This window comes from Mesorhizobium zhangyense, from assembly GCF_011045115.1.
GTDB classification, from domain to species: Bacteria; Pseudomonadota; Alphaproteobacteria; order Rhizobiales; family Rhizobiaceae; genus Mesorhizobium_M; species Mesorhizobium_M zhangyense.
Genome location: NZ_JAAKZG010000002.1, coordinates 552,015 through 577,626, shown reverse-complemented (window position 1 = coordinate 577,626; position 25,612 = coordinate 552,015). Strand labels below are relative to the sequence as shown.

Sequence of the window (25,612 nt, the reverse complement as noted above, 5' to 3'; positions counted from 1 at the left end):
GGCGGTTGCCCGCCGGGTTTTCCTCAAATCAGCTTTGGAGCCGATTAGAAGTTGCGCTGGAAGCGGAGGAAACCGCCGAAGCCGTCGCCAAGCTTGTTGCCGTCGTCATCGTGCCAGGAATTCCAGGCCACTTCCGGCGTGATCTTCAGGCCCGGAACGAGCTCGTAAGCCACGTTGGCGATTACAGCAGCGTCCTTGTTGTCGGCATACTGTGCCTGAAGGTTGAACGCAGCCTTCTCGTTCAGCTTGACAGTACCACCGCCCCAGACAGCCCAGCTACCACCCCAGGTCTTGTAGAAGCTGCGGGTGACGTTGTCGTCCGAACCGTAACCAGCCATGATGAAGAGCGAGATGGTGTCGGTCGCATTGATGTCCAGGCGAGCCTTGCCGGTCCATTCTTCATAGACCGAGTCGTAACCGACGACGCCGGACACGCCGCCCCAGCCCTGCGTGTAAGCAGCGCCGACGACCACGTGCGGAACGTAGGAGTCGATCGTGTAGTCGCCCGTGCCTTCTTCGAGAGCCACGCCAGCCGAGAAGCCGTTGCCACCGGTGTAGGTGTAAGCGATCTGGTGGGTGTCGAACGGACCATAACCGCCGTTCAGATCGTCTTCGATCACGCCGCCGGCATAGTTGGTCATCGTGGTGAAGAGCGAATCGGTCTTACCGATGCGGAAGCCACCGAGTTCGATGTAGGCGTGGTTCATCTTGGCCGTCGTACCGCCAGCGTTGCTGTCGTTGTTGCCGTCGATGAAGCTATCCCAATCGAAGTTGAGGTGCATGTAGGCGCGCAGGGTACCGAGTTCGGTTTCCGAACGGGCGTCGAGCTGCAGCGCAGCGCGAGCACGCTTGTAGTAGGTGTCGTTGAAGTTCGTCTCGCCGTTCAGCGCATCAAGCTTGTCATTGACATCGATCAGGCCGCCGTAGCCGCCTTCACCGATGCCGATGTCGTAACGGACATAGCCGCCGACGCGCAGGCAGGTTTCGGTGCCCGGGATGTAATAGAAGCCGGCGCCGTAAACGTCGCAGACGCGGACATATTCCATGGGTTCCGGCTCGGCGACGACGACAGCGTCGGCCGCGCGGGCACCGGATACTGCAGCGAGGGCCGCAGCGGAGCCGAGAAGCAGGCTCTTAATGTTCATTTTCTGACCTCCAGTCAAAGTTAAAAAACGGGTCTGGGTTTTATTTGCTGAAGGACAGCTTCCCTGCCCCATCCCCAATACTGAAAAAGACACGAACGTTCGCCCCTTCCTCGAATCTGACATTACCCACCGTGCGCCGCCGTTCAACCACGATCGTATGCCTGCAACAGCTCCTGGCGTGTGATCCCGTAACGCTGTGGCACAAATGACACGATTTGATACCCCACGGAAAGGTCTCATTAACTTCTCAACTCCGTGGAAGGCCAGGGAACCATGGGAATCCAGGGAAACGCCATGCCGAGGCTTCGTCACGATTCGCAAAACACCGCGACGGGGCATGCCGAAGCTGATCACCCGTCTCTTGCATATATAAAGGCGGGCCGTTTTCCGATTGCCGGTCTTTATTTCATCAAACAGCGTCTCTCCTTATTGCGTGCGCGCGTCCTTTTCTTTATCCAGCGACCCAACGGAGAGGTGGCCGAGTGGTCGAAGGCGCTCCCCTGCTAAGGGAGTAGAGGTCAAAAGCTTCTCGTGGGTTCGAATCCCATCCTCTCCGCCAGTGCTCAGCACTGCTCTCAAATTTCCCCAATCCTTTCAGTTGATTAGAAGATTCAAGCTTCGGCGTGAGCGTTCTTTTTCGACCTCCTTTTTCGATTCTGACTGGAGGTCAGAAAATGAACATTAAGAGCCTGCTTCTCGGCTCCGCTGCGGCCCTCGCTGCAGTATCCGGTGCCCGCGCGGCCGACGCTGTCGTCGTCGCCGAGCCGGAACCCATGGAATATGTCCGCGTCTGCGACGTTTACGGCGCCGGCTTCTATTACATCCCGGGCACCGAAACCTGCCTGCGCGTCGGCGGCTATGTCCGTTACGACATCCGCGCTGGTGAAGGCGGCTACGGCGGCCTGATCGACGTGCGTGACAAGCAGGGCGACGGCTTCAACGACACCTACTACAAGCGCGCCCGCGCTGCTCTGCAGCTCGACGCCCGTTCGGAAACCGAACTCGGCACCCTGCGCGGCTATTTCCACCTGAACTTCGACTACGATACCTCGGCTCCGGGCGGCTTCACCACTGCTGGTGGCACCGTTGCCAAGATGAACCACGCCTACATCGAACTCGGTGGCTTCCGCATCGGTAAGACCGATTCGCTGTTCACGACGCTCGTTGGTTATGCCGGCGGCGTGATCGAGGACGACATCATCATGTCTGGTCCTTATGATACGCACCAGATTTCATACACCTACAAGGGCAGCAACGGCTTCTCGGCTGCTGTAGCTCTCGAAGAAGGCAATGGTGGCTACACGATCGACTCCTACGTTCCGCATGTGGTCGTCGGCGCTGCTTACACGCAGGGCTGGGGTGGCGTGTCCGGCGTCGTCGGTTACGACTCGGTCTATGAAGAATGGGCCGGCAAGGTTCGTTTGGACGTCAACGCAACCGAGACCATCTCGCTCTTCGTGATGGCCGGCTACGGCACTGACGACGCAGCTACTCTGCGCCAGAACTTCTACAAGCCTTGGGGTGGCAAGTGGGCAGTCTGGGGCGGTGCGTCGGCCAAGCTGAACGAAAAGGCTACCCTTAATCTGCAGGCTTCTTATGCCGACAACAAGGATACCGCGATCGTTGCCAACGTGGCTTACGAGCTCGTTCCGGGCTTCAAGATCACCCCGGAAATCGCCTGGAATTCCTGGCACAGCTACAACGGCACGAAGCTCGGCGACGGCTTCGGCGGCATGATCCGCTTCCAGCGCAACTTCTAATGCGACTGGTTTAAAAACCTAGTAGACGGCCTGGGGTCTTTCGGTCCCGGGCCGTTTTTTTCTTGAAATGAAGCGTTGGCGGGCGGCCGGAAGACAGGGGAGACAACTGCACTATCGCAAGGGGTTGACGTAAGGATCGGAGAAATTCACCGGTATGAATTTCCGGAATTTCGTTCCGTTTCGAGAAATAGGGTTTCCAACGTCCCGCGAAATATGTTTAGCAGCATATGGGCGGGATATTGACCATAGGTCACTATCGACTTGGGGACTGAAAAGTGAGCACACAGGAAAGCGCGAAAAGCGAATTCTCCAGCCATGTCGTCTCGTATTCGACGAGTTATGGAGGGAGTCCGACCTTTAATGCCAATCCTTTCAATGTCGTGAGCACCTTTTCGCTCGCCGAGCTTTTCGAAAAATACAAAAATATTCTGTGGGAAGACGGAAACCACAAATACAACGTCACCTTCTTCATAGGCGAGTTGAATGAGATTTTGCTCGGGGAGCGCTTCAGCACCTTCGACCAAAGCACTCTCGATGACCTTGTCGGCAAGCTACGCGAGCGTGGCAACAGCAACGCAACCATCAACAGGAAGATGGCTGCGCTCAGCAAATTGCTGCGAAAGGCGAGTCAGATGGGGGATATCCACAGCCTGCCGGAGTTTCGGCGGCAGAAAGAGCGGGCTGGACGCATCCGCTTCCTCGAACACGACGAGGAAGATCGCTTGTTCGGCGCCATCAAGGCACGCTGCGAAGACAGCTACCGGCTCAGCCTGTTTCTGGTCGACAGCGGCTGCCGCCTGGGCGAAGCCCTCGGCCTGATCTGGAACGACATCCAGGAACACCGGGTAAGCTTCTGGATCACCAAATCCGGACGCAGCCGCACCATCCCCATGACCATCCGCGCCGAAGAATCGGTCAACGTCAGCGCCGAGGGCCTGAAAGGCCCCTTCTCCATGCTTACCGGCGTTCGCTACCGCGCCATATGGAATGATGCGAAGGCGGAAGTCGGCCTCGGAACCGACACACAGGTCGTGCCGCATATCCTGCGCCACACATGCGCGTCGCGCCTCGTGCAGGGCGGTATCGATATCCGCCGCGTACAAATGTGGCTTGGTCACCAGACCCTGCAGATGACAATGCGTTATGCGCATCTCGCGACGAACGATCTGGATTCCTGCGTGGTCGTACTCGACCGTGATCGCCTTCGTCCGCGCAAGACCAAGGCCGCAGGGAAATAGGCCAATCTGCCTTTAGCGCCTGACATACTGACGCGTTGATCGTTGTCAGGCGGTAGAGCCACTGCTTGCCGCAGATAGCGAGCCCGTTTAGCCGTGCCTTTTCAGCATCGCTCGTCATTTCCTATGAAATGATGATGAAGCTGTTCTATAGCGATGAAACCATGACGACCATGCGCTCGGACGACGAGATCAAGGCGGTCTGGGCTGCAATGTCGGCGGATAATCAGAAAACGATGAAGGACGACGACAGCGGGCGTTTGGCCCTCCGCATTCTTTTATGTTCGGGCATGCGGTGTCAGCCCTGCCCCCAAATCAATCGCCCTTCTCCAAAGTTGCCCCCAACGACGCAATCACTGCGTCTTGCTCGACGGGCGACAAGACATCGATATCGAAAAGCCTGAGGCTTCTCATCCCTTCGAGTGCAAGAAAGAGGATCAGCGCGTTGGCTTCATTTCTTGAGCTTGCCTTGAGCCGGTCGAGCAACGTGCGATTGAAGCGCTTTATCGGCGTCAGGAAACCGGGATCCTCCGCCATCGCTGCGAGCAAGCCCGACGGCGGCGGCTGGCGCTGTTCCAGGTCGGTCACGAAAAGTTCAAGATAGGCAGCCCCCAGACTGTTGGGCCGCCCCTCCCACTGCTTTTCCTTCGCCTCCAGGGCGGCATTGAACTCGCTCAGATGCTGCTCCACCAGAGCTTCGAGCAGCTTGGCCTTGCTGGGGAAATTGTAGAGAAGTCCGCCTTTTGAGACCCCCGCACGCTGCGCAACCGCGTCCAGCGACAGATGGCCCGGCCCCACTTCACCTGCCAGCTCCGCGGCCGCAGCCAATATCTTTTGTCGGGAATTCATTTTGCCGTTCGTCATCTGGGAAATCCTCTCCGAGGGTCCATATAACGCAATTGACAATACCGTCCAGACGGTACAGTAAACAGCCCGCAGTTTTCAAACTTCGCATTTTGGTTTAGCGCGTTGGTTGAAACGGAATTTTTAAACGTCACGCTCATCTCACGCCTGGTGCCATCCATGATCAAGCGCTTCATTATTGCATTCATACTCCTTGTGCTGGTCTGCGGCGGCATCGTCGGTTGGAATCTTTTCCGGGATCACGCGATCCAGCAGTTTTTCGCCAATATGCCGGTTGCCAAGGTCACCGTCTCCTCCTCGACGGTGGAACCGATCGACTGGACGCCCGGCATAGAGGCCATCGGCACCGTCAACGCCTCGCAAGGCGTAGACCTGACCGTGGAAGCCGCCGGCATCATCAAGGAAATCCTGTTCAAGGCCAACGAGCAGACCAAGGCCGGCGCAGTCCTCATTCAGCTCGATGATGCCGTCCAGCAGGCTGATCTTGCAGCTGGCAAGACTCAAGCAGCGCTCGACAAGGTGACGCTCAATCGCGCCGCCGAGTTGCAGAAGCGCGGTGTCGGCACGGACGTCAATGTCGATTCTGCCCGCGCCGCCGCAGAGGCCTCGGCTTCGCAGGTCGCCAAGCTCCAGGCCGTGGTAGACCAGAAGCAATTGCGGGCGCCATTTGCCGGCACGATGGGCATCCCCAAGATCGATATCGGACAGTATCTCGCGCCGGGAACGATCGTCGCGACGATCCAGGATCTTCAGACCATGCGTGCGGATTTCTCGATCCCCGAACAGCAGCTGGATCTGCTGAAGATCGGCGAGCCCGTCAAGTTCGGCGTCAATTCGGACGATATGCCTTTCAAAGGCACGATCACCGGCATCGAACCCAAGGTCGACCCGACCTCGCGTCTGGTCGCTGTCCGCGCCGAGATCACCAATCCCGAAGGCAAGCTCAGCCCCGGCCAATTCATTCAGGCGCAGGTTGTTCTGCCTGAGGAAAAGGATGTCCTGGCAATTGCGCAGACATCGGTGATTGCGAGCCTTTATGGCGACTATGTCTATGTCGTGCGTCCCGCCAAGAAGGCAGATGCCCCGGCAGAGGCTGCAAAGCCGGCAAAAGCCGATGACGCGGCAGCAACCGACGCGGCCAAACCCGCGGCAGAAGCCGAGACCACCGAGGCTCTTGAGGTTCATCAGGTCTTCATCAAGACGGGCCGGCGTTCCAATGGCCTCGTCGAGATTCTCGACGGCATCGCCGCCGGCGACCAGATCGTGACCGCCGGCCAGAACCGTCTTTCGAACGGCACGCCCGTGACGATCGACAATACGATCAACCCCGCCAATCCGGCGCAACCTCAGCCGGCCGCAAAATGAGCTTCTCAGACATCTTCATCCGCCGCCCCGTCCTGTCGACGGTGGTTGCCTTCATGATCCTGCTGCTCGGCTTCCAGGGCATCTTCAACCTCTCGGTGCGCGAGTATCCGGAGGTCGAGGAAACCGTGATCACCATCACGACGCCCTATGCTGGCGCCAGCGCCGATCTCATCCAGGGCTTCATCACCGCGCCGATCGCTTCTGCCGTCTCGACGACGGAAAACATCGATTACGTCACCTCGCAGAGCCGCCCCTCGGCCAGCGTCGTAACCGTGCAGATGAAGCTCGGTTCCAACCCTGACGTGGCGCTCACCGAGGTCATGTCCAAGGTCCAGCAGGTCAAGAGCCAGCTTCCGTCAGCTGCCGAAGACCCGACGATCGTCAAGGGAACCGGCCAGCAGTTCGCCATCATGTATCTGGCGCTGCAGAACCCGAACATGACATCGGAACAGCTCACCGAATACATCGAGCGCGTTATCCGCCCCCGCGTTTCGACCATCCAGGGCGTTGCCGAAGTGCAGGTTCTGGGCGCGGCGAACTATTCGATGCGCATCTGGATCGACCCGATCAAGCTGGCCGCACGCGGACTGACGGCTGCGGAAGTGCTGAGCGCCGTCAACTCCTCGAACTTCCTTGCCGCGCCCGGCAAGACCAAGAACGAGTACGTCGCCTATTCGATCACCATGAAGTCGACGCTGCAGACGCCGGAGGCCTTCGGCGCCCTGCCCCTGCGTTCTGATAGCAGCAGCGTGGTGCGTCTGCGTGACGTTGCCGACGTTGAACTGGGCGCGGAAAGCACCGACACCGTCGTCAATTTCGATGGCAAGCCCGGCACCTTCATCGGCATCTTCCCGACGCCGGCGGCAAATCCGCTCGACACGGCGGCAGCCGTCACCAAGGAACTGCCGGCACTTCAGGCGAGCCTGCCGCAGGGCATGACCGTCACGATGGTCTACGATGCCACCCAGACCATCAGCGCCTCGATCGAGGAAGTGTTCAAGACCATCGGCGAAGCGGTTCTCATCGTCATCGTCGTCATCCTGCTCTTCCTCGGCTCGTTCCGCTCCGTGCTGATGCCGGTGGTCACCATTCCGCTCTCGCTGATCGGCGTGTGCGCCATCCTTCTGGCAATGGGCTATTCCATCAACCTTCTGTCTCTCCTGGCCATGGTTCTCGCCATCGGCCTCGTGGTCGATGACGCCATCGTCGTTGTGGAAAACATCCACCGGCACATGGAAGAAGGCCTGTCGCCCATGGACGCGGCATTCAAAGGCATGCGCGAGATTTTCTCGCCGGTGGTCGCCATGACCATCACGCTTGCCGCCGTGTTCGCGCCGCTCGCCTTCACCGGCGGCCTGACCGGCTCGCTGTTCCGCGAATTCGCGGTCACGCTTGCGGGCGCTGTGGTTATTTCCGGCTTCGTTGCCGTCACTATCACGCCGATGATGGCGGCGCGCATCCTGAAACCGGGCCACAGCCGTTTCCAGGGTTGGGTTGACGGAACGTTCGAAAACATCGCCAATCGCTACGAGCGGCTGGTTTCCGGTTCGCTGAAATACCGTCCGGTGACCTTGATGATCGTCATCGCACTGGTCGCTGTAACCGGCTTCATGTTCATGAAGACATCCAGCGAACTGGCGCCGGAAGAGGATTCAGGCGCGCTGTTCTCGCTCGTCACCGCACCGCGCTATGCGACGACGGAATACACCAGCCTCTACACCGACCAAATCCGCGACCTGACCAAGGATCTGCCCGAAGTGCGGGTGAACTTCTCGATCGTCGGTCTTGGCGGCGCCACCAACAGCGCCTTCTCCATCTGGGGCCTGAAGGACTGGGCCGACCGAGACCGGTCGCAGAACGAGATCAAGGCCGATATCCAGAATCGCCTGACGAAGGTGGCTGGTGTCGAAGCGCTCGTCTTTGCACCGCCGTCGCTTCCGGGCGCTGGCGGCGGCCTGCCGATCTCGATGGTGATCCAGTCGACCGGCGATCCGAGCCAGGTCTACGAGATCGCCGAACAGATCAAGCAGAAGGCGCAAGCATCCGGCCGCTTCATCGTCGTCCAGAACTCGCTGAACTTCGACGCACCGCAGGTGACCGTTACCGTCGACCGTGACCGGGCGGCGGCACTCAATGTGCCGATCAGCGATATCGGCACGACGCTCGGCCTGCTTGTCGGCGGCGCGAAGATCGCCCAGTTCGACCGCGATTCCAACAGCTACGACATCATCCCGCAGGTGCCGGACAAGTACCGCAACAATCCCGAAAAGCTCGGCGAGTTCTACATTCGCAGCATGTCGGGCGAGATGGTGCCGCTTTCGGCGGTGGTGAAGATCACGACCAACGCCTCCCCGTCATCGATCGATCAGTTCAACCAGTTGAACTCGGCGACGATTTCGGCGCTGCCGGTGCCCGGCGTTACGACGGGCACGGGCCTGCAGACGATCGAGGATATCGCCCGGCCGCTGCTGCCGACCGGCTTCTTCACCGACTATTCCGGCCAGTCCCGCCTCGAGAAGGAGCAAGGCAGCACGATCATCATCGCCTTCGCGCTGGCCGTCGTCGTGATCTATCTGGTTCTGGCGGCGCAGTTCGAGAGTTTCCGCGATCCGCTGATCATCATGATGTCGGTGCCGCTGTCGATCTTCGGCGCCATCATCCCGCTCAATCTCGGGCTTGGCACGCTGAACATCTACACGCAGGTCGGACTGATCACGCTGATCGGCCTGATAACCAAGCACGGCATCCTGCTGGTGGAGTTTGCCAACCAGCAGCGGGAAGAGCATGGGCTGTCGCGTAGTGCTGCGATCATCGCCTCGGCCAAGGTGCGCCTGCGCCCGATCCTGATGACCACGGCCGCCATGGCACTCGGCGTCGTGCCGCTGATCCTCGCCGCAGGCGCGGGTGCTGCCGCACGCTACTCGATGGGCCTGGTGATCTTCTCCGGCATCCTCATCGGCACGACCTTCACCCTGTTCGTGGTGCCGATGTTCTACACCTTCCTGTCGGCGAAGGACGTCGTTCACCGCGACGGCCTGGAACACGCCCCCGCCGCCGAACCGGTGCCGCACGCCTGATCAATAGGCACAGGCAGGCCCAATAAAAAATCCGCGGCAAGTCCGCGGATTTTTGCTATGTGGCGGCAAATATCTTTTTAGACGCAATTCCGGACGGAAAACCGCTACACACTTTTCCTGGAATTGCTCGGATTGACGCCTGAAATTCAAGAGTATCGCCATGCCGAAACGCCCGCCGCTCACCCCGCTCATTGCCGCCCTGCCCTCCACCGTTCCATTCGTCGGACCGGAGGCGCAGCAGCGCGCCAGCGGGCGCAATTTCCGTGCCCGCATCGGCGCCAATGAAAGCAGTTTTGGTCCCGCACCCAGCGTCATCGCGGCGATGGACGAGGCCGCGCCGGACATGTGGATGTATTGCGATCCCGACAATCACGATCTGAAGGTCGCGCTGGCAAAGCATCTCGGCGTCGAGCAGAAGAATGTCGTCGTCGGCCAGGGCATTGACGGGCTGCTCAACATCGTCGTGCGGCTCTACATCTCGGTGGGTGATGCCGTAGTCACCTCGCTTGGCGCTTACCCGACCTTCAACTTCCATGTCGCGGCCAGCGGCGGGCGTCTGGTGACCGTGCCTTACGAGAACGATCGCGAAAGCCTCGATGGCCTGCTGGAAGCAGTGCGCCGCGAAAAAGCGCCAATGGTTTACCTCTCCAATCCCGACAACCCGATGGGGACGTGGTGGGAGGCTGCCGAAATCGAGCGCTTCATCGAGGCATTGCCTGAAACGACGATGCTCATCCTCGACGAGGCCTATGGCGAGACCGGTCCGGCTTCGGCACTGCCGCCGATCGACGTGTCGCGCCCCAACGTTCTGAGAATGCGCACATTCTCCAAGGCTTACGGCCTTGCCGGCCTGCGCTGCGGCTATGCCGTCGGCGAGGAAGAAATCATTTCCGATTTCGAAAAGATCCGCGATCATTACGGGGTCAGCCGCATGGCCCAGATCGCCGGCGTGGCGGCACTTGCCGATCAGGATTATCTTAAGTCGGTTGCGGGCAAAGTCGCGGCGGGGCGCGAGCGGATTTCCATTATCGCCCGCGACAACGGGCTGGCGCCGATAGCTTCCGCGACCAATTTCGTGACTATCGATTGCAAGGCAGATGCGGATTTCGCCCTGCGCGTCATGCAGAACCTTCTCGCCCGCGACATCTTCATCCGCAAGCCGATGGCGCCTGTGCTGAACCGCTGCATCAGGGTCAGCGTCGGCTTGGACCATGAACTTGATGTGTTTGCGGAAGAACTGCCGAAGGCGCTGGCGGCAGCGCGAAACGGGTAAGTTCTTCTCAAAGAAAGAGAGGCGACCGAAGCCGCCTCGTTTCATATCTCAGTGTAAACAGCCCCTCACCCTTACCTTCTCCCCGTGAAGAACGGGGAGAAGGAGGCGTGAGCGTTGGAGCTTCAGTCCTTACTTCTGCCAGCTCTTGACCAGTTCGTCGTAGTTGATGGTCTGGGGCTTTTCCTTCTCGTTTTCGATCTTGAGCTGCGGCGCGAGGTTGCCCTTGGAAACGGCATCCTTGTTCCAGAAGTCGAGATCGTGCTCCTCGGCCATCTTGGGTCCGATATCGCCCTGAACGCCTGCGCGTTCGAGGCGCTCCATCACCTTTTCCTGCTCGCCGCAAAGCGAGTCCATGGCTTCCTGCGCCGTCTTTGCGCCCGACGAAGCGTCGCCGATCGCCTGCCACCAGAGCTGCGCCAGCTTCGGATAGTCCGGCACGTTGGTGCCCGTCGGCGACCACTGGACGCGTGCCGGCGAACGATAGAACTCGATCAGGCCGCCGAGTTGCGGAGCGCGTTCGGTGAAGCTCTTGTCCTGGATGGTGCTCTCGCGGATGAAGGTGAGGCCGACATGGGCCTTCTTCACGTCCACGGTCTTGGAGGTAACGAACTGCGCGTAGAGCCATGCGGCCTTGGCGCGGTCGTCAGGCGTCGACTTCATCAGCGTCCAGGAACCGACGTCCTGGTAGCCGAGCTTCATGCCGTCCTTCCAGTAGACGCCATGCGGGCTCGGAGCCATGCGCCATTTCGGCGTGCCGTCCTCGTTCATCACCGGCAGGCCGGGCTTGACCATGTCGGCGGTGAAGGCGGTGTACCAGAATATCTGCTGGGCGATGTTGCCCTGCGCCGGCACAGGGCCGGATTCCGAGAAGGTCATGCCCTGGGCTTCGGCCGGTGCATAGGCCTTCAGCCAGTCGAGATATTTCTGGATCGAATAGACAGCCGCCGGGCCATTGGTGTCGCCGCCGCGGGCGACGCAGGAGCCGACCGGGCGCGAGTTTTCGTCGACCTTGATGCCCCATTCGTCGACCGGCAGGCCGTTCGGAATACCCTTGTCGCCGTTGCCGGCCATGGACAGCCAGGCGTCGGTGAACCGCCAGCCGAGCGACGGGTCTTTCTTGCCGTAGTCCATGTGGCCGAAGACCTTCTTGCCGTCGACGTCACGGCCGGTGAAGAATTCGGCGATGTCCTCATAGGCCGACCAGTTGACCGGCACGCCGAGGTCGTAGCCATATTTGGCCTTGAAGTCAGCCTTGTTCTTCTCGTCGTTGAACCAGTCGTAGCGGAACCAATAAAGGTTGGCGAACTGCTGGTCGGGAAGCTGGTAGAGCTTCTTGTCGGGTGCTGTGGTGAAGGATGTGCCGATGAAGTCGGCAAGATCGAGGCCTGGATTGGTGACATCCTTGCCTTCATTGGCCATGAAGTCGGTCAGGTTGCGCACCTGCTGATAGCGCCAGTGCGTGCCGATCAGGTCGGAGTCGTTGACCCAGCCGTCATAGAGGTTTTGGCCGGTCTGCATCTGCGTCTGGATCTTCTCGACGACATCGCCTTCCTGGATCAGGTCGTGCGTCACCTTGATGCCGGTGATGGCCGAGAAGGCCGGAGCCAGCACTTCGGATTCGTAAGAATGGGTGGTGATGGTTTCGGAGACGACCTTGATCTCCATGCCGGCAAAAGGCTTGGCAGCGTCAACGAACCACTGCATTTCCTTTTCCTGGTCGGCGCGCGAAAGCGACGAGAGATCGCCGATTTCCTTGTCCAGGAAGGTCTTGGCCTCGTCCATGCCGGCATAGGCATTGCCTGCGCCGAACAAGAGGACAATGGCGGTCGTAGATGTCAGTAAGTGCCGTCGCATGTGTTTCCTCCACAAAACAGGTTTCAAAGTTCCCTGGAGCGGCCGCCTGAATACGGTCGTTCCGACTATTTCCCCCTCTATACGTAGCGGAACACCCCCACGGCGTAGACTACGGAGAGAGCGAGAGCCCACCACAGGTTGGGACCAACAAGGCCCAGCCATGCGATATGGATAAATGCGCTGCCAAGCAGCGAAACGAAGAGGCGGTCACCGCGCGTCGTCTCGAAGCGCAGAATGCCGACGCGCGGATTGCCGCCGGGCAAAACATATTCCCAGACGCCCATGCCGACGAGCATCAGGAAGATCGTTGCGAAGAACGCAGCGGTCGGCCAGGTCCAGGCCATCCATGAGAAATCGACGTTCATGGGCGCGGCACCCCCGAATTAGCCAGAGGCGCGGTCAAGCTGCCGTCAAGATCGGCGTGAGCGACGAACTTCATCAATCCAGACAGGTGCTCGAACGCATGCCATGCGATGAGTGTCGTTTCCTGGTCTTCGTCCGTGACCTCCGACCTCAGATCGGCCAGATCATCGAGAACATCGCTCATGGTTGCCTGTGGTGGCTCAGCCGATCCGAATGCTTCTGAGACAAAGACCGTCCAATACTGATTTTGCGTCACCGGGATGCGATCGACGCCGGCATGCTCGAGCGATTCAAAAAGCCGGTTGGTCAGCGCCTTCAACTCGCTCAACTCAATCGACTTTTCGTTTGGTTTCATGGCGTCCATCACACCCTCCCCAGGGCATGGATGACAGCCCAATTGAGAGAAATGATTGCACCCCAAAGGCCTGCGGTCACACCCGCAACGACGAATGGGCTGCTCCGCAGCTTGATACGCCCGGCGAAGGCAAGCGTCAGTATGACGATGGCAAAAATGCCGCCATGTGCGAATAGCGGAACAACGGAATCCTCGGCCGTAAATATGTCAAAGAATAGGAACGCTGCGACGATTGGAAACAAGATGCCACCTACGACAAACGTTCCCACCGAAGCCAATACGAACGCTGGCGCGGCGGCACTATCGATCGAGCCAGATGAGACAAGCTGCCTTCCGAAAAGCACAACAGCAGGCAACAAGGACACTCCTATCGTTGACAGCAACCAATTGCGCCCGGGCCTTTGCCCAGCCATCTGCAACTCGCTATCTGTGTTTTCCAAATTCATCACACCCTCCCCAGGGCAAAGCCCTTGGCGATGTAATTGCGGACGAACCAGATGACGAGCGCGCCGGGGATCAGCGTCAGCACGCCGGCGGCGGCGAGCAGTCCCCAGTCCATGCCCGAGGCCGACACGGTGCGCGTCATGACGGCGGCGATCGGCTTGGCATCCGTCGTCGTCAGCGTGCGGGCGATCAGCAGTTCCACCCATGAGAACATGAAGCAGAAGAAGCAGGCGACGCCGATGCCGCTGGCGATCAGCGGCATGAAGATCTTCACGAAGAAGCGCGGGAAGGAATAGCCGTCGATATAGGCGGTCTCGTCGATCTCCTTCGGCACGCCCGACATGAAGCCTTCGAGGATCCACACCGCCAGCGGCACGTTGAACAGGCAATGCGCCAGTGCCACCGCGATATGGGTGTCGATCAGCCCGAAAGCCGAATAGAGCTGGAAGAAGGGCAGCGCAAACACCGCCGGCGGCGCCATGCGGTTGGTGAGCAGCCAGAAGAACAGGTGCTTGTCGCCCAGGAATCGATAGCGCGAGAAGGCGTAAGCTGCCGGCAGAGCCACCGCGACCGAGATCACCATGTTCATGACGACATAGATGATCGAGTTGATGTAGCCGGAGTACCAGGAGGCATCGGTGAAGATGATCCGGTAATTCCGTAGCGTCGGCTCATGCGGATAGAGCGTCAGCGACGACACGATCTCGGTGTTGGTCTTGAAGCTCATATTGACGAGCCAGTAGATCGGCAGCAGCAGAAAGATGATGTAGAGCGTCGGCACGATCCACCACCAGCGCGACTCCTCGCCCCGGCGACGCATGCGGCGCTCGATCTCCTGCTTCGACAGGTTGCTGGAAAGCCCGCCTGCCGCGCCGTTGTCGCTGGCAACGCTTTCCCGCGCGCTGGTCGTCCGTTCGTTCACGCCCGTCATCTCAGCGCCCCGAATCGTAGTTGGTCATGACGGTGTAGAACACCCATGACAGAAGCAGGATGATCAGGAAGTAGACCAGCGACATCGCCGCCGCCGGCCCTAGGTCGAACTGGCCGAGCGCCATCTTAACCAGATCGATCGACAGGAAGGTCGTGGAGTTGCCGGGCCCGCCGCCGGTGACGACGAAGGGCTCGGTGTAGATCATGAATGAGTCCATGAAGCGCAGCAGCACGGCGATCAGAAGCACGCGCTGCATCTTGGGCAACTGGATGTAGCGGAACACCGCCCAGCGCGATGCGCCGTCGATCTTTGCCGCCTGATAGAAGGCGTCGGGGATCGAGACCAGCCCGGCATAGCAGAGCAGCACGACGAGGCTCGTCCAGTGCCAGACGTCCATGACGATGACGGTAACCCAGGCGTCGATCGGGTTCTGTACGTAATTGTAATTGATGCCAAGCGCATTGAGATAGTAGCCCATCAGGCCGATGTCGGTGCGCCCGAAGACCTGCCAGATGGTGCCGACGACGTTCCACGGGATCAGCAGCGGCAGCGCCATCAGCACGAGGCAGACCGGCACGCCCCAGCCTTTCCTTGGCATGTTCAGCGCAATGAGGATGCCGAGCGGCACTTCGATTGCGAGGATGATCCCTGAAAATACGAGGTTGCGGCCAATCGCGGCCCAGAACCGGCTCGATGCGAGCAATTCCTGGAACCATTCGGTTCCGGCCCAGAAGAACTGGTTGTTGCCGAAGGTGTCCTGCACGGAATAGTTCACGACCGTCATCAGCGGGATGACCGCGGAAAACGCCACCAGCACCAGCACCGGCAGAACCAGGAACCAGGCCTTGTTGTTCAAGGTCTTTTCCATGGCTATGCCCCCATCTCGACGCGCCAGGAATCGGCGTAGATGTTTATCCCGGCCGGATCGAAGCGCACCTTGGGCTCGGCCGGAATGTCGTCATCCTCGCCGAGGATCGCAGCCAAGCTGCGACCTTCGAGTTCAGCGCGCACGATCTTGTGACGGCCGATGTCCTCCACCTTGGTGACCGATATCGGCATTCCCTCGCGGCCCAGCCGTACATATTCCGGGCGGATGCCGAGCTCGAGCTTGCTCTCTCCGGCGGTCTTCGGCGCACCCGGCAGCGCGATCGACTGGCTGCCGAGCCGCGCATTCTTGCCCTGGATATCGACCGGCATGAGATTCATGCCCGGCGAGCCGATGAAGTAGCCGACGAATGTGTGCTTCGGGCGCTCGAACAGTTCTGCCGGCGTGCCGATCTGGACGATCTCGCCCTCGAACATCACCACCACCTTCTGTGCGAAGGTCAGCGCTTCGGTCTGGTCGTGCGTGACATAGATTTCGGTGTAGCCGAAGCGCTGGTGAAGCTGCTTCAACTGCGAGCGCAGCACCCATTTCATATGCGGGTCGATGACGGTGAGCGGCTCGTCGAACAGGATGGCGTTGACGTCGGAGCGAACGAGGCCGCGGCCGAGCGATATTTTCTGCTTCTGGTCGGCAGTCAGGCCGCGCGCCTTGCGGTCCGCCCAATCCGCCAGATCGATCATCTTGAGCGTCTCGCGAACCTTCTTGTCGACTTCGCTCTCGGTGACTCCGCGGTTGCGCAGCGGAAAGGCGAGATTGTCGTAGACCGTCATCGTGTCGTAGATGACCGGGAACTGGAACACCTGCGCGATGTTGCGCTCCTGCGTCGACAGTTCGGTCACGTCGCGGCCGTCGAAACGCAGGCGGCCATGCGAGGGGTGCAGCAGCCCGGAGATGATGTTGAGCAAGGTCGTCTTGCCGCAACCGGACGGCCCGAGCAGCGCATAAGCGCCGCCATCCTCGAATGTGTAGTGGATTTCCTTCAGCGCGTAGACGGTGGCTGCTTTCGAAGGCCCAGCGTAGGCGTGGCGGATATGGTCGAGTTCGATGCTTGCCATGACCCCTCCTAAGCCGCCCGCGCTTGTATCGTTTCAGCAGAACGGCCCGCCTCATCGAACACCATCAGATGACGCGGATCGATGAAGACCTCGATCGTCTGGTCCGGATCGAACACCTGGATGCCATGCGCCAGCATCACCCAATGGACGTCGGCAAAGTCGAGATGGATGAAGCTTTCCGAGCCGGTCACCTCCGTCACCTTCACCTTGGCCGTCACCGACACCGCCTCGCGGTTCGGACGCTTCAGCGACAGATGATGCGGCTGGAAGCCCACTGTGTATGTCGCGTCGGCAATGCCCTTGAGCTCAGAGGGAACCGGCAGGTTGACGCCGCCATCGAGCAGGAAGCTCGCTCCGCTCTTGCGCAGTACGATGGTGTTGAGCGGTGGATCGGAAAAGGTTCTGGCCGTCACCAGGTCGCGCGGCCGGCGGAACACGTCGATCGTCGGGCCGAATTGCGTCACCCTGCCCTGCGACAGTGTCGCGGTGTTGCCGCCGAGAAGCAGCGCTTCGGACGGCTCCGTCGTTGCATAGACGAAGATCGCGCCGGATTCGGCAAATATCTTGGGCAGTTCGGCGCGCAGTTCCTCGCGCAGCTTGTAGTCGAGATTGGCGAGCGGCTCGTCGAGAAGCACCAGCCCGGCATTCTTGACGATGGCGCGCGCCAGTGCGGTGCGCTGCTGCTGGCCGCCTGAGAGGTTAAGCGGCGTGCGATCCAGATAGGGCGCGAGCTTGAGAAGCTCGGCCGCGCGGCGAACCTCCTTGTTGATCTTTGCGCTGTCGACACCGGCAACCCGCAGCGGCGAAGCGATGTTCTCATAGACGGTCATCGCCGGGTAATTGATGAACTGCTGGTAGACCATGGCGATCCGGCGCTTCTGCACCGGCACTCCGGTCACGTTCACGCCGTCGAACCAGATCGAGCCGGAGGTCGGCACGTCGAGACCCGCCATCAGCCGCATCAGGCTGGTCTTGCCCGAAAGCGTCGGCCCGAGAAGCACGTTGAGGGAGGCATGCTGAAGCGTCAGGTCGACCGCATTAATATGCGTGTCGGCGCCGACGACCTTCGTTACCCCTTTGAGTTCAAGCATAGTCGCCACGTTCCTCCCTGCGGCAGGCCATTTTTCGATCATGTTTGATCTTCGAACGTTTTGCAATTCGTTTTCGCTTTTGTTTCGTTAATGGCTCAAATGAATTGCATATCGGTTCAGTTGACGCAGCGCGTTGTTCAGCCAGCCGGAGCGCTGGAGACGCGCCGGCTGGCTGAAAACAAGCTGGAAATATGAGAGCGCAGACGCCGGGACGCTCACCAAGGAGCGCTCCGCGAAAAGCTGACGCTGCATGATCCCGACGAATTAGTTGCGATCGGAAACCATGGCGATGACCGGTATCGCGGCGATCGCGATAACGCCGGCGCAGGTGAAGAATACGCCGTAGCCGAGATATTGTGCGACATAGCCGGCGACGATGCCGCCGACCATGCTGACCAGCGCATCCATGCACTGGAACAGCGTGAAATCCACGCCCGCCTGTTTCGGATCGGACCAGCGCATGAATTGCGCGTAGAGCGCAACGAAGCCCAGCGCCATGATGCCGGACGAACTGGCGACCGAAACGGCCATCAACACCGCCTTCGGCATGGCATCGAACTGATGGAAAGCGGCAAAGAAGAACAATGCCGCCGCCTGCAATACAATCGCCAGGATCAGAACGGCGCGTATGCCCCACAGCCTGATGAGCGCACCGCCGAGGAGTGCTGCCGCAAGGCCGACGAACATGCTGCCGACGCTGTTGAGCAGCCCGACGGTGGTAAGATCCAGCCCGGCATCGATCAAGAACGGGCCGACCATGCCGAGCGCAGCCTTTTGCGCGATGACATAGACCGCCGCTGCCAGCAGGCCCTTGCGTATTTCCGGCCGCTTCAGCGCGGAGCCAAGCGACGGCACATGCTCGCGCGTTTCCACCAGCGTAGCTCTTCTGGCGCGCAGCATAAACGGCAATCCAAGCAGGATCAGCAACACCGCCATCGTCCAGACACCGGCCTGCCAGCCATACCTGTCGACAATGACGAGAAACAGCCCAGCCCCTATCGCCGAACCGAAATAAGCGCCGCCAACCTGCGCGGCATTGCCCCAGCCGTGATTTTCCCTCGAAAGGCTTTCGACGGCATAGCCGTCGCAGGCAATGTCAACCGTCGAGGCGGCGAAAGCCACCACGGTCAGGCAGGCCAATACCGGAAACAGCATTCCCGGCCCCAGCGCGCCAACCGCAAAAAGACCCGCCACCGAGATAAGCCCGCCGATCAGGACGATGGTGCCGGAGCGATTGCGCCCCACTGGCGGCAGGCGAAACCGCTCGATCGCCGGCGACCATAGGAACTTCAACGCCCAGGGCAGCGCGATCAGCGACAGCAGCCCGATATGGTCGAGCGGCATGCCCTGGTCACGCATTACAGCCGGCAGGCCTGCCCAGGTGATTCCGCCGATGACGCTTTGCGCGACGTAGAGCCCACCGATCGCCATGAAAATGGCGACCGGGGACGACGACGCGATACCGGTGTCGGTCTTTTTCAGCATCAGAAGCGGTAGCGCAGGCTGCCCATGATCGAGCGCCCTTCGTCACGGTAGCAGTTGCCGGCGCTGCAGATCACCTTGCGCTCGTCGAAGAGGTTCTTGGCATTGATCTGCAGTTTTACGCCCTCGAGATTGTCGAAGCGCTTGCCGAAGTCATAAGACAGGGCCGCATCGACAAAGACACGGTCTTCATTGTCGATCGTGTTCTGGTCGTTGCCGAAGCTCTCACCGACGTAGCGCACGCCAGCGCCCAGGCCGAGACCGGCCAACTGACCGTCATTGAACTGGTAGTTGCCCCAGAGCGAGAAGATGTCGTTCGGCGTCGCCGAAAGCTCCTTGCCCTCGGTGTCTGCCAAACCTTTGTCGATCGTCATCTTGAGATGCGTGTAGGAGGCGATCAGGCCGAAGCCGTTGTCGAAGGACGCGTTGGCTTCAAGCTCGATGCCGCGCGAATGGAGGTCGAGCTGGCGCTGACGCTGCTGGCCATCCTCGTCGAAAGTTCCATCGTAAACAACGCCGTCCTTTTGCTTGATATCGAACAGAGCGGCGCTGATCAGCAGGTTGGTGTCCGGAATCTGGTACTTGACGCCAATCTCCTTCTGCTCAGCCGCGGTAGGCTTGGCAGCGCTACGAATATTGGTGCCTTCCGCCGACACGAAGCCGATATTGGGTGCGAAAGAGCTTGAGTAGTTGAGATAGGGGATCAGGCCCCACGGCGTCTCATAGGACAGGCCGATGCGGCCGGAGAAATGTCCATCCTTTTGGCTGGTCTCGACTTCAGACGTGTTAACAGCCTTGGTATCGACCCAGTCGTAGCGTGCGCTGCCGAACAACGTAAGCGCGTCCCAGGTAAGCTGGTCTTGGGCATAGACACCGACATTGCTCATTTTCTGGCTGCCGGCGAAGGCCAGCGGCATGTTCTTGATATCGTCCGCAGAAACATATGAGACCGCGCCGGCAGAATCGTAATCGGCATAGGTGTAATCGATGCCGGCAATCGCGACATGACTGACAGGGCCGGTATCAAAGGTGAACTGGGCCATATTGTCGACGGTGAAGGTTGCGACGTTCTCCTTGTAGTGGCCCCAGTAGCGGGCGAGGTCTGCTCCAACTGGATAGTGTCCGCTGTACTCAAGATCCGCATCAGCCTTGGAATAACGGAGGTTCTGACGCACCGTCAGCAGGTCATTGAACCGATGCTCGAATTCGTATCCGATACGGCCCTGCCCCTGAGTGTAGTCGTTGTAAGCCGGGTCGCCTTCATAGAGGTCGGAAACTTCGCCCGGAGCCGGATTGTAGAAGAATGCGGTTCCACCCGTCTTGGTGCGCGATAGTTCACCGAGGATTGTCAGCTTGGTGTCTTCATCCGGCTTGAAGGTGAGCGCCGGAGCTATGTAAAGCTTGTCATCCGAGTAACCTTCAAGAAAGGTATCGGAATCCCGGCCAAGACCCGTCAGGCGATAGAGAAGCGTTCCATCCTCATTGGCCTTGCCGGAAAAATCAAAGCCGGTCTGGTAGCGATTGTTCTCACCGAGAAGAACCTCGACCTCGCGAAAGGTTTCTTCCTTGGGCCGCTTGGTGACAAGGTTGACGATGCCGCCGGGGCCGCTGACGCCGTAGAGCGAGGAGGCCGGTCCCTTGAGGATCGTGATGCCCTCGAGGCCGTAGGGCTCTGTCTTGAACATCGCCGTCGGCGCATTGTATTGGCGCAAGCCGTCACGGAACATGCCGTTGTAGTAGGCCGGAAAGCCGCGCAGGAAAAAAGCATCGTTGCGCGTATCATAGCCGAAGCTGTTGGGGTTGGCGCTGGCCGTGTAGCTCAGAGCCTCGTTCAGCGTGCGCGGCTCCTGATCCTCGATCTGCTTCTGCGTAACCGTCGAAATGGCCTGCGGGATCTTGGCGATCGGCGTATCCGTCTTGGTGCCGATACGGTCCTGCTTGGCGACATAGCCTTCCTGTTTCAGTATCTCGTTGCTCTGCGCCTCCACCGTCACCGCGTCGAGGACGATCGCATTCTGATCCTCCTGCGCATAGGCGCCCTGATTTGAAACGAAAATGGCTGCGCCTCCCAAAAGCAGCATTCTCAGACGATATGTTCTCGGCCCCAACTGCACACTCACACTCCATAATTAAGCAATGCGCGAAATTCGCGTGTCAGCCGGTCACAAATATGAGTGTTAGAGTCAAGTAATATTCCGTACCTGGAATTCCTCTCCTGGCGAACCGCATCCTTGGTGTGGCTGTAATTCAACAGTCGTCCAAAACACCTCCCTGAGCAGGTAGAGGAACAAAGAAACCCTCGACCGCCGTCACCCCTTGAATTAATTGAACGTTCGTTTTATTATCGGCTTCTCACGCTGGAAAAAGCAAAAAGCTATGGCCCGCACGATTGGTTCAGATGGCGGCAGGACGGAAGCGGCAATACGCGAGGCCGCAATCAGCCTCATGGCCCGTTTCGGCTATGAGGCTGTATCGATGCGCCAGCTTGCGGCAGAAGTCGGCGTGCAGGCTGCCGCGCTCTACCGCTATTTCCCGACCAAGGAGGATTTGCTCTTCACGCTTCTATGCGAACATATGGACGGGCTGCTCTCCGCATGGGAGGCCGCGCGACCGGCCAACGCCGATCCACGCGAGCGCCTTACCGCTTTCGTGCGCAACCATATCCATTTTCATGTCGCGCGCCGGCACGCCACCCATGTCTCCAACATGGAACTGCGCGCCCTTTCGCGCGATAATCTCACGCAAATCCTGCGCCTGCGCACGGCTTACGAAAAGGAGCTGCGCCAGATCCTGCGCGACGGCGCGGAGGCCGGGACCTTCGTGATCGATGACACCGGACTGACGGCGATCGCCATCATCCAGATGCTCACCGGCGTGATCGTCTGGTTCCGCCCGGGCGAGCGGCTTTCGGTGGAAGAAGTAGCCGAGACTTATCTCGCAATGACAATGCGCCTGACAGGCGCGGAAAACGCCAGGGAGAACACCCATGTACGCGCACACGCTTGATTTCGGGCACGGCGAGGACATTGATGCGCTGCGCGACATGGTGCGCCGCTTCGCGCAGGAGCAGATCGCGCCGATAGCCGCCGAGATCGACCGCTCCAACGAGTTTCCCGCGCATCTGTGGGAAGAGATGGGCGCGCTCGGCTTGCTCGGTATGACCGCCGACCCGGATTTCGGCGGCACCGGCATGGGCTATCTGGCGCATGTCGTGGCCATGGAGGAGATTTCTCGCGCTTCCGCTTCGGTCGGCCTGTCCTACGGCGCGCATTCCAATCTCTGCGTCAACCAGATCAATCGCTGGGGAACCACGGCGCAGAAGGAGACATACCTGCCTGCGCTTTGCTCCGGCGAGAAGGTTGGCGCGCTTGCCATGTCTGAGCCGGGTGCGGGTTCGGATGTCGTGTCGATGCGCCTGCGGGCCGATAAGCGCAACGACCGTTTCGTGCTCAACGGCAACAAGATGTGGATCACCAACGGGCCGGATGCCGACACGCTGGTGGTTTACGCCAAGACCGAACCGACAATGGGCTCACGCGGCATCACCGCCTTCATCATCGAGAGCAAGATGAAAGGCTTCTCCGTGGCACAGAAGCTGGACAAGCTGGGCATGCGCGGCTCCAACACCGGCGAACTCGTTTTCGAGGATGTGGACGTGCCGTTCGACAATGTGCTCGGACAGGAGGGACGCGGCGTCGAGGTGCTGATGTCGGGGCTGGACTATGAACGCACGGTGCTTGCCGGCGGCCCGCTCGGCATCATGTCGGCATGTCTAGATGTCGCGGTGCCTTACGTGCAGACCAGGCGTCAATTCGGGCAGGCTATCGGCGATTTCCAGCTCGTCCAGGGTAAGCTGGCCGACATGTACACGACGATGAACGCCGCTCGTGCCTATGTCTATGGCGTGGCCTCCGCCTGCGACCGCGGCAAGACGACCCGCAAGGACGCGGCCGGCTGCATCCTCTTTGCCGCCGAAAAGGCGACGTTGATGGCGCTCGATGCGCTGCAACTGCTTGGCGGCAATGGCTACATCAATGACTACGCCACCGGCCGCCTGCTGCGCGACGCCAAGCTCTACGAGATCGGCGCGGGGACGAGCGAGATTCGACGGTGGCTGATCGGGCGGGAGATCATGGCGGAGGGCGCGTGATGACGCCCTCCGCCAGATCATTGAAAGGCCTTCGGCAGATCGACAGTTGGCTTGGTGACGATCTGGTGCGAATCCTTCCAGAGGAGCTCACGTTCGCCGGCTGTTCGGATGCTGCGAACGGGCAAGCCGCCCTCCTCGATCAGCCATGCGCAATAACGCGCCCGGCTAATCGCCTCCGCAGCATCCGGATCGAACCAGCAAATACCCCAGATCGAATTGCGCCGCTTGAAATGCCGGCCAATTTGCTTTGGCACCGGCAAGTGCAAGTTGAACCAATCGAACTGATGCTCCAGTTCGTCCAGAATCCAATAAGGACAGCCGTTCCGGTAGAGGTACCAGGACGCCTGAAAAAAGCCGGCCTCCACCCGGCTCGCCGGATGGATGAGCGGCGTCACGAACCGCACATACATGGTGATCGCCGCGCCGCTTACGCGCAGCGCGTTCCTCTCAAATTTCGAGATATTCAGGGTGCAGAAATGCCGCCTTCGGCGGCTCTAGGCCTCTGCCGAAGGGAGACTTTTCAGAGGGCGCATATGGATGCGTCTCATTGGTCATCTCCTCGAGGATACGATACGATCCGCCTGGGCGGGGAGCGGGCATCTACACGCTTTCCCTTGCCTGATCAAGATTTTTCATAAAGCAGGTCTTCATGCCCGCCCTTACCTCAAACATCTCCCCCGCCTCCGACGCCTTCAAAACCAATGCCGCGCGCATGCGCGAGCTTGTTGGCGACATTGCCGAGAAGGCCGCAACCGTCGAACTTGGCGGCTCGCAGGAAGCGCGGGAGCGCCATGTCTCGCGTGGCAAGCTTTTGCCGCGCCAGCGCCTCGCCCAGTTGATCGATCCCGGCTCTCCCTTTCTCGAGGTCGGCCAGTTCGCCGCGTGGAACATGTATGACGGCGATATTTCGGCCGCCGGCATGATCGCCGGCATCGGCCGCGTCGAGGGCCGCGAGGTGATGATCGTCGTCAACGACGCCACCGTGAAGGGCGGCACCTATTATCCGATTACCGTGAAGAAGCATCTGCGGGCGCAGGAAATCGCCATGCAGAACAATCTCCCTTGCGTCTATCTGGTCGACAGCGGCGGCGCCAACCTGCCCAACCAGGACGAGGTGTTTCCCGACCGCGACCACTTCGGCCGCATCTTCTATAACCAGGCCAACATGTCGGCGGCCGGCATTCCGCAGATCGCCTGCGTCATGGGCTCGTGCACGGCAGGCGGCGCTTACGTACCGGCGATGTCGGACGAAACCATCATGGTGCGCAACCAGGCCACCATCTTTCTCGGCGGCCCGCCGCTGGTGAAGGCTGCGACCGGCGAGGATGTGAGCGCCGAAGACCTTGGCGGCGCCGAGGTCCATACGCGCCAGTCGGGCGTGGCCGACCACTACGCCATGGACGACGAGCACGCGCTGGCGATCACGCGGCGCATCGTCAAAAACCTGAATCGAAACAAGAACGTAAGCCTGAACTTACAGAAACCGATTCAACCGCTTCACGATCCGCATGAGATCTACGGCGTCATTCCCGCCGATATCCGCCAGCCCTATGATGTGCGCGAGGTCATTGCCCGCATCGTCGATGGCTCGGAGTTCGACGAGTTCAAGCAGAACTACGGCACGACGCTGGTCACCGGCTTTGCCCATCTCTACGGTATGCCGGTCGGCATCATCGCCAACAATGGCGTGCTGTTTTCTGAAAGCGCGCTGAAGGGCGCGCATTTCATCGAGCTGTGCTGCCAGCGCAAGATACCGCTGATCTTCCTGCAGAACATCACCGGCTTCATGGTCGGACGCAAATACGAGGCCGGCGGCATCGCCAAGGACGGCGCCAAGCTGGTGACGGCGGTCGCCACCGCGCAGGTGCCGAAGGTGACGATGATCATCGGCGGCTCGTTCGGCGCCGGCAACTACGGCATGTGCGGCCGCGCCTATTCGCCCCGCTTCCTGTGGATGTGGCCGAACGCGCGCATTTCGGTGATGGGCGGCGAGCAGGCGGCAACCGTGCTTGCCATGGTCAAGCGCGAGGGCATCGAGCGCAAGGGCGGCGAATGGACGGCGGAAGAAGAAGCGAAATTCCGCAAGCCGATCCTGATGAAATACGAGCATGAAGGCCAGCCGCTCTATTCGTCGGCGCGCCTGTGGGACGACGGCATCATCGACCCGGCGCGGTCGCGCGAAGTGCTGGCGCTATCCTTGAGTGCTGCGCTCAATGCGCCGGTGGCGGACACCAAATTCGGCGTGTTCAGGATGTGACGACAGCCTCACGCGCCGCAGCATC

At 60.1% G+C, this 25,612-nt stretch carries 21 protein-coding genes and 1 tRNA gene; 9 read left to right on the top strand and 13 right to left on the bottom strand.

Annotated elements, in window-relative coordinates:
- Positions 1-44: 44 nt before the first annotated feature.
- Positions 45-1,145 carry a porin gene (locus G6N74_RS06305; protein ID WP_165115439.1) on the bottom strand — a complete coding sequence of 367 codons (1,101 nt, stop codon included), beginning with the start codon at positions 1,143-1,145 and terminating at the stop codon, positions 45-47.
- 468 nt (positions 1,146-1,613) lie between these two features.
- On the opposite strand from G6N74_RS06305, the gene G6N74_RS06300 reads away from it, so the two are divergent.
- The 3 genes from G6N74_RS06300 (at position 1,614) to G6N74_RS06290 (ending at position 4,143) form a co-directional block, all read left to right on the top strand.
- A tRNA-Ser gene (locus G6N74_RS06300) sits at positions 1,614-1,704 on the top strand.
- Between the two features lie 115 nt (positions 1,705-1,819).
- Positions 1,820-2,905, top strand: coding sequence for a porin (locus G6N74_RS06295; RefSeq protein WP_165115437.1), 1,086 nt, complete (start codon positions 1,820-1,822; stop codon positions 2,903-2,905).
- A gap of 275 nt (positions 2,906-3,180) precedes the next feature.
- Positions 3,181-4,143 carry a tyrosine-type recombinase/integrase gene (locus G6N74_RS06290; RefSeq protein WP_165115435.1) on the top strand — a complete coding sequence of 321 codons (963 nt, stop codon included), beginning with the start codon at positions 3,181-3,183 and terminating at the stop codon, positions 4,141-4,143.
- Between the two features lie 312 nt (positions 4,144-4,455).
- On the opposite strand, the gene G6N74_RS06285 is transcribed toward G6N74_RS06290, so the two are convergent.
- Complete coding sequence (locus G6N74_RS06285) at positions 4,456-5,004, bottom strand: TetR/AcrR family transcriptional regulator (RefSeq protein ID WP_165115433.1); 549 nt, start codon at positions 5,002-5,004, stop codon at positions 4,456-4,458.
- A gap of 159 nt (positions 5,005-5,163) precedes the next feature.
- On the opposite strand from G6N74_RS06285, the gene G6N74_RS06280 reads away from it, so the two are divergent.
- The 3 genes from G6N74_RS06280 to G6N74_RS06270 all read left to right on the top strand — a co-directional run bounded on the left by G6N74_RS06280 (position 5,164) and on the right by G6N74_RS06270 (position 10,719).
- Entirely contained in the window at positions 5,164-6,369 is a 1,206-nt protein-coding gene (locus G6N74_RS06280) for an efflux RND transporter periplasmic adaptor subunit (protein WP_165115431.1), read from the top strand.
- Positions 6,366-9,446, top strand: a complete 3,081-nt coding sequence (locus G6N74_RS06275; protein WP_165115429.1) for an efflux RND transporter permease subunit — start codon at positions 6,366-6,368, stop codon at positions 9,444-9,446. The genes G6N74_RS06280 and G6N74_RS06275 overlap by 4 nt, the downstream gene beginning before the upstream one ends.
- A 160-nt stretch (positions 9,447-9,606) precedes the next feature.
- Positions 9,607-10,719, top strand: coding sequence for a pyridoxal phosphate-dependent aminotransferase (locus tag G6N74_RS06270; RefSeq protein ID WP_165115427.1), 1,113 nt, complete (start codon positions 9,607-9,609; stop codon positions 10,717-10,719).
- Between the two features lie 129 nt (positions 10,720-10,848).
- Here the strand turns inward: G6N74_RS06270 and G6N74_RS06265 are convergent, their stop codons facing one another.
- The 10 genes from G6N74_RS06265 to G6N74_RS06220 all read right to left on the bottom strand — a co-directional run bounded on the left by G6N74_RS06265 (position 10,849) and on the right by G6N74_RS06220 (position 21,261).
- Positions 10,849-12,573, bottom strand: coding sequence for an ABC transporter substrate-binding protein (locus G6N74_RS06265; protein ID WP_165115425.1), 1,725 nt, complete (start codon positions 12,571-12,573; stop codon positions 10,849-10,851).
- Between the two features lie 77 nt (positions 12,574-12,650).
- A complete protein-coding gene (locus tag G6N74_RS06260) occupies positions 12,651-12,938 on the bottom strand; it encodes a DUF2160 domain-containing protein (protein ID WP_165115423.1) in 288 nt (95 codons plus the stop codon).
- Complete coding sequence (locus G6N74_RS06255) at positions 12,935-13,300, bottom strand: hypothetical protein (protein ID WP_165115421.1); 366 nt, start codon at positions 13,298-13,300, stop codon at positions 12,935-12,937. The genes G6N74_RS06260 and G6N74_RS06255 overlap by 4 nt, the downstream gene beginning before the upstream one ends.
- Entirely contained in the window at positions 13,300-13,737 is a 438-nt protein-coding gene (locus G6N74_RS06250; protein WP_165115419.1) for a hypothetical protein, read from the bottom strand. The genes G6N74_RS06255 and G6N74_RS06250 overlap by 1 nt, the downstream gene beginning before the upstream one ends.
- Positions 13,737-14,666 (bottom strand): carbohydrate ABC transporter permease, encoded by a 930-nt coding sequence (locus G6N74_RS06245; RefSeq protein WP_165115417.1) that lies wholly within the window; start codon positions 14,664-14,666, stop codon positions 13,737-13,739. Before G6N74_RS06245 ends, G6N74_RS06250 begins: the two co-directional genes overlap by 1 nt.
- Position 14,667: 1 nt before the next feature.
- Positions 14,668-15,534 (bottom strand): carbohydrate ABC transporter permease, encoded by an 867-nt coding sequence (locus G6N74_RS06240; RefSeq protein ID WP_165115415.1) that lies wholly within the window; start codon positions 15,532-15,534, stop codon positions 14,668-14,670.
- A gap of 2 nt (positions 15,535-15,536) precedes the next feature.
- A complete protein-coding gene (locus tag G6N74_RS06235; RefSeq protein WP_165115413.1) occupies positions 15,537-16,607 on the bottom strand; it encodes an ABC transporter ATP-binding protein in 1,071 nt (356 codons plus the stop codon).
- Between the two features lie 8 nt (positions 16,608-16,615).
- Positions 16,616-17,698 carry an ABC transporter ATP-binding protein gene (locus G6N74_RS06230; RefSeq protein WP_165115411.1) on the bottom strand — a complete coding sequence of 361 codons (1,083 nt, stop codon included), beginning with the start codon at positions 17,696-17,698 and terminating at the stop codon, positions 16,616-16,618.
- A 264-nt stretch (positions 17,699-17,962) separates the two neighbouring features.
- The gene (locus G6N74_RS06225; protein ID WP_246245658.1) at positions 17,963-19,183 is read right to left on the bottom strand and encodes an MFS transporter; all 1,221 of its coding nucleotides are present in this window, start codon (positions 19,181-19,183) and stop codon (positions 17,963-17,965) included.
- Positions 19,183-21,261 (bottom strand): TonB-dependent siderophore receptor, encoded by a 2,079-nt coding sequence (locus G6N74_RS06220; RefSeq protein WP_165115409.1) that lies wholly within the window; start codon positions 21,259-21,261, stop codon positions 19,183-19,185. The genes G6N74_RS06225 and G6N74_RS06220 overlap by 1 nt, the downstream gene beginning before the upstream one ends.
- A 295-nt stretch (positions 21,262-21,556) precedes the next feature.
- Between G6N74_RS06220 and G6N74_RS06215 the strand changes: the two genes are divergently transcribed.
- Positions 21,557-22,186, top strand: coding sequence for a TetR/AcrR family transcriptional regulator (locus tag G6N74_RS06215; RefSeq protein ID WP_165115407.1), 630 nt, complete (start codon positions 21,557-21,559; stop codon positions 22,184-22,186).
- Complete coding sequence (locus G6N74_RS06210; protein ID WP_165115405.1) at positions 22,167-23,330, top strand: isovaleryl-CoA dehydrogenase; 1,164 nt, start codon at positions 22,167-22,169, stop codon at positions 23,328-23,330. Before G6N74_RS06215 ends, G6N74_RS06210 begins: the two co-directional genes overlap by 20 nt.
- A 17-nt stretch (positions 23,331-23,347) precedes the next feature.
- Here G6N74_RS06210 and G6N74_RS06205 read toward each other — a convergent pair whose 3' ends face one another.
- Entirely contained in the window at positions 23,348-23,740 is a 393-nt protein-coding gene (locus G6N74_RS06205) for a hypothetical protein (RefSeq protein WP_165115404.1), read from the bottom strand.
- A gap of 239 nt (positions 23,741-23,979) precedes the next feature.
- Between G6N74_RS06205 and G6N74_RS06200 the strand changes: the two genes are divergently transcribed.
- Positions 23,980-25,587, top strand: coding sequence for a carboxyl transferase domain-containing protein (locus G6N74_RS06200; protein WP_165115403.1), 1,608 nt, complete (start codon positions 23,980-23,982; stop codon positions 25,585-25,587).
- The last annotated feature ends 25 nt before the right edge of the window (positions 25,588-25,612 follow it).

Coding starts and splice junctions, on each gene's coding strand:
- G6N74_RS06305 (WP_165115439.1), bottom strand. CDS start 1,145: ATGAACATTAAGAGCCTGCTTCTCGGCTCCGCTGCGGCCCTCGCTGCA.
- G6N74_RS06295 (WP_165115437.1), top strand. CDS start 1,820: ATGAACATTAAGAGCCTGCTTCTCGGCTCCGCTGCGGCCCTCGCTGCA.
- G6N74_RS06285 (WP_165115433.1), bottom strand. CDS start 5,004: ATGACGAACGGCAAAATGAATTCCCGACAAAAGATATTGGCTGCGGCC.
- G6N74_RS06280 (WP_165115431.1), top strand. CDS start 5,164: ATGATCAAGCGCTTCATTATTGCATTCATACTCCTTGTGCTGGTCTGC.
- G6N74_RS06275 (WP_165115429.1), top strand. CDS start 6,366: ATGAGCTTCTCAGACATCTTCATCCGCCGCCCCGTCCTGTCGACGGTG.
- G6N74_RS06270 (WP_165115427.1), top strand. CDS start 9,607: ATGCCGAAACGCCCGCCGCTCACCCCGCTCATTGCCGCCCTGCCCTCC.
- G6N74_RS06265 (WP_165115425.1), bottom strand. CDS start 12,573: ATGCGACGGCACTTACTGACATCTACGACCGCCATTGTCCTCTTGTTC.
- G6N74_RS06260 (WP_165115423.1), bottom strand. CDS start 12,938: ATGAACGTCGATTTCTCATGGATGGCCTGGACCTGGCCGACCGCTGCG.
- G6N74_RS06255 (WP_165115421.1), bottom strand. CDS start 13,300: ATGGACGCCATGAAACCAAACGAAAAGTCGATTGAGTTGAGCGAGTTG.
- G6N74_RS06250 (WP_165115419.1), bottom strand. CDS start 13,737: ATGAATTTGGAAAACACAGATAGCGAGTTGCAGATGGCTGGGCAAAGG.
- G6N74_RS06245 (WP_165115417.1), bottom strand. CDS start 14,666: ATGACGGGCGTGAACGAACGGACGACCAGCGCGCGGGAAAGCGTTGCC.
- G6N74_RS06240 (WP_165115415.1), bottom strand. CDS start 15,534: ATGGAAAAGACCTTGAACAACAAGGCCTGGTTCCTGGTTCTGCCGGTG.
- G6N74_RS06235 (WP_165115413.1), bottom strand. CDS start 16,607: ATGGCAAGCATCGAACTCGACCATATCCGCCACGCCTACGCTGGGCCT.
- G6N74_RS06230 (WP_165115411.1), bottom strand. CDS start 17,698: ATGCTTGAACTCAAAGGGGTAACGAAGGTCGTCGGCGCCGACACGCAT.
- G6N74_RS06225 (WP_246245658.1), bottom strand. CDS start 19,183: ATGCTGAAAAAGACCGACACCGGTATCGCGTCGTCGTCCCCGGTCGCC.
- G6N74_RS06220 (WP_165115409.1), bottom strand. CDS start 21,261: ATGCTGCTTTTGGGAGGCGCAGCCATTTTCGTTTCAAATCAGGGCGCC.
- G6N74_RS06215 (WP_165115407.1), top strand. CDS start 21,557: ATGGCCCGCACGATTGGTTCAGATGGCGGCAGGACGGAAGCGGCAATA.
- G6N74_RS06210 (WP_165115405.1), top strand. CDS start 22,167: ATGTACGCGCACACGCTTGATTTCGGGCACGGCGAGGACATTGATGCG.
- G6N74_RS06205 (WP_165115404.1), bottom strand. CDS start 23,740: ATGTATGTGCGGTTCGTGACGCCGCTCATCCATCCGGCGAGCCGGGTG.
- G6N74_RS06200 (WP_165115403.1), top strand. CDS start 23,980: ATGCCCGCCCTTACCTCAAACATCTCCCCCGCCTCCGACGCCTTCAAA.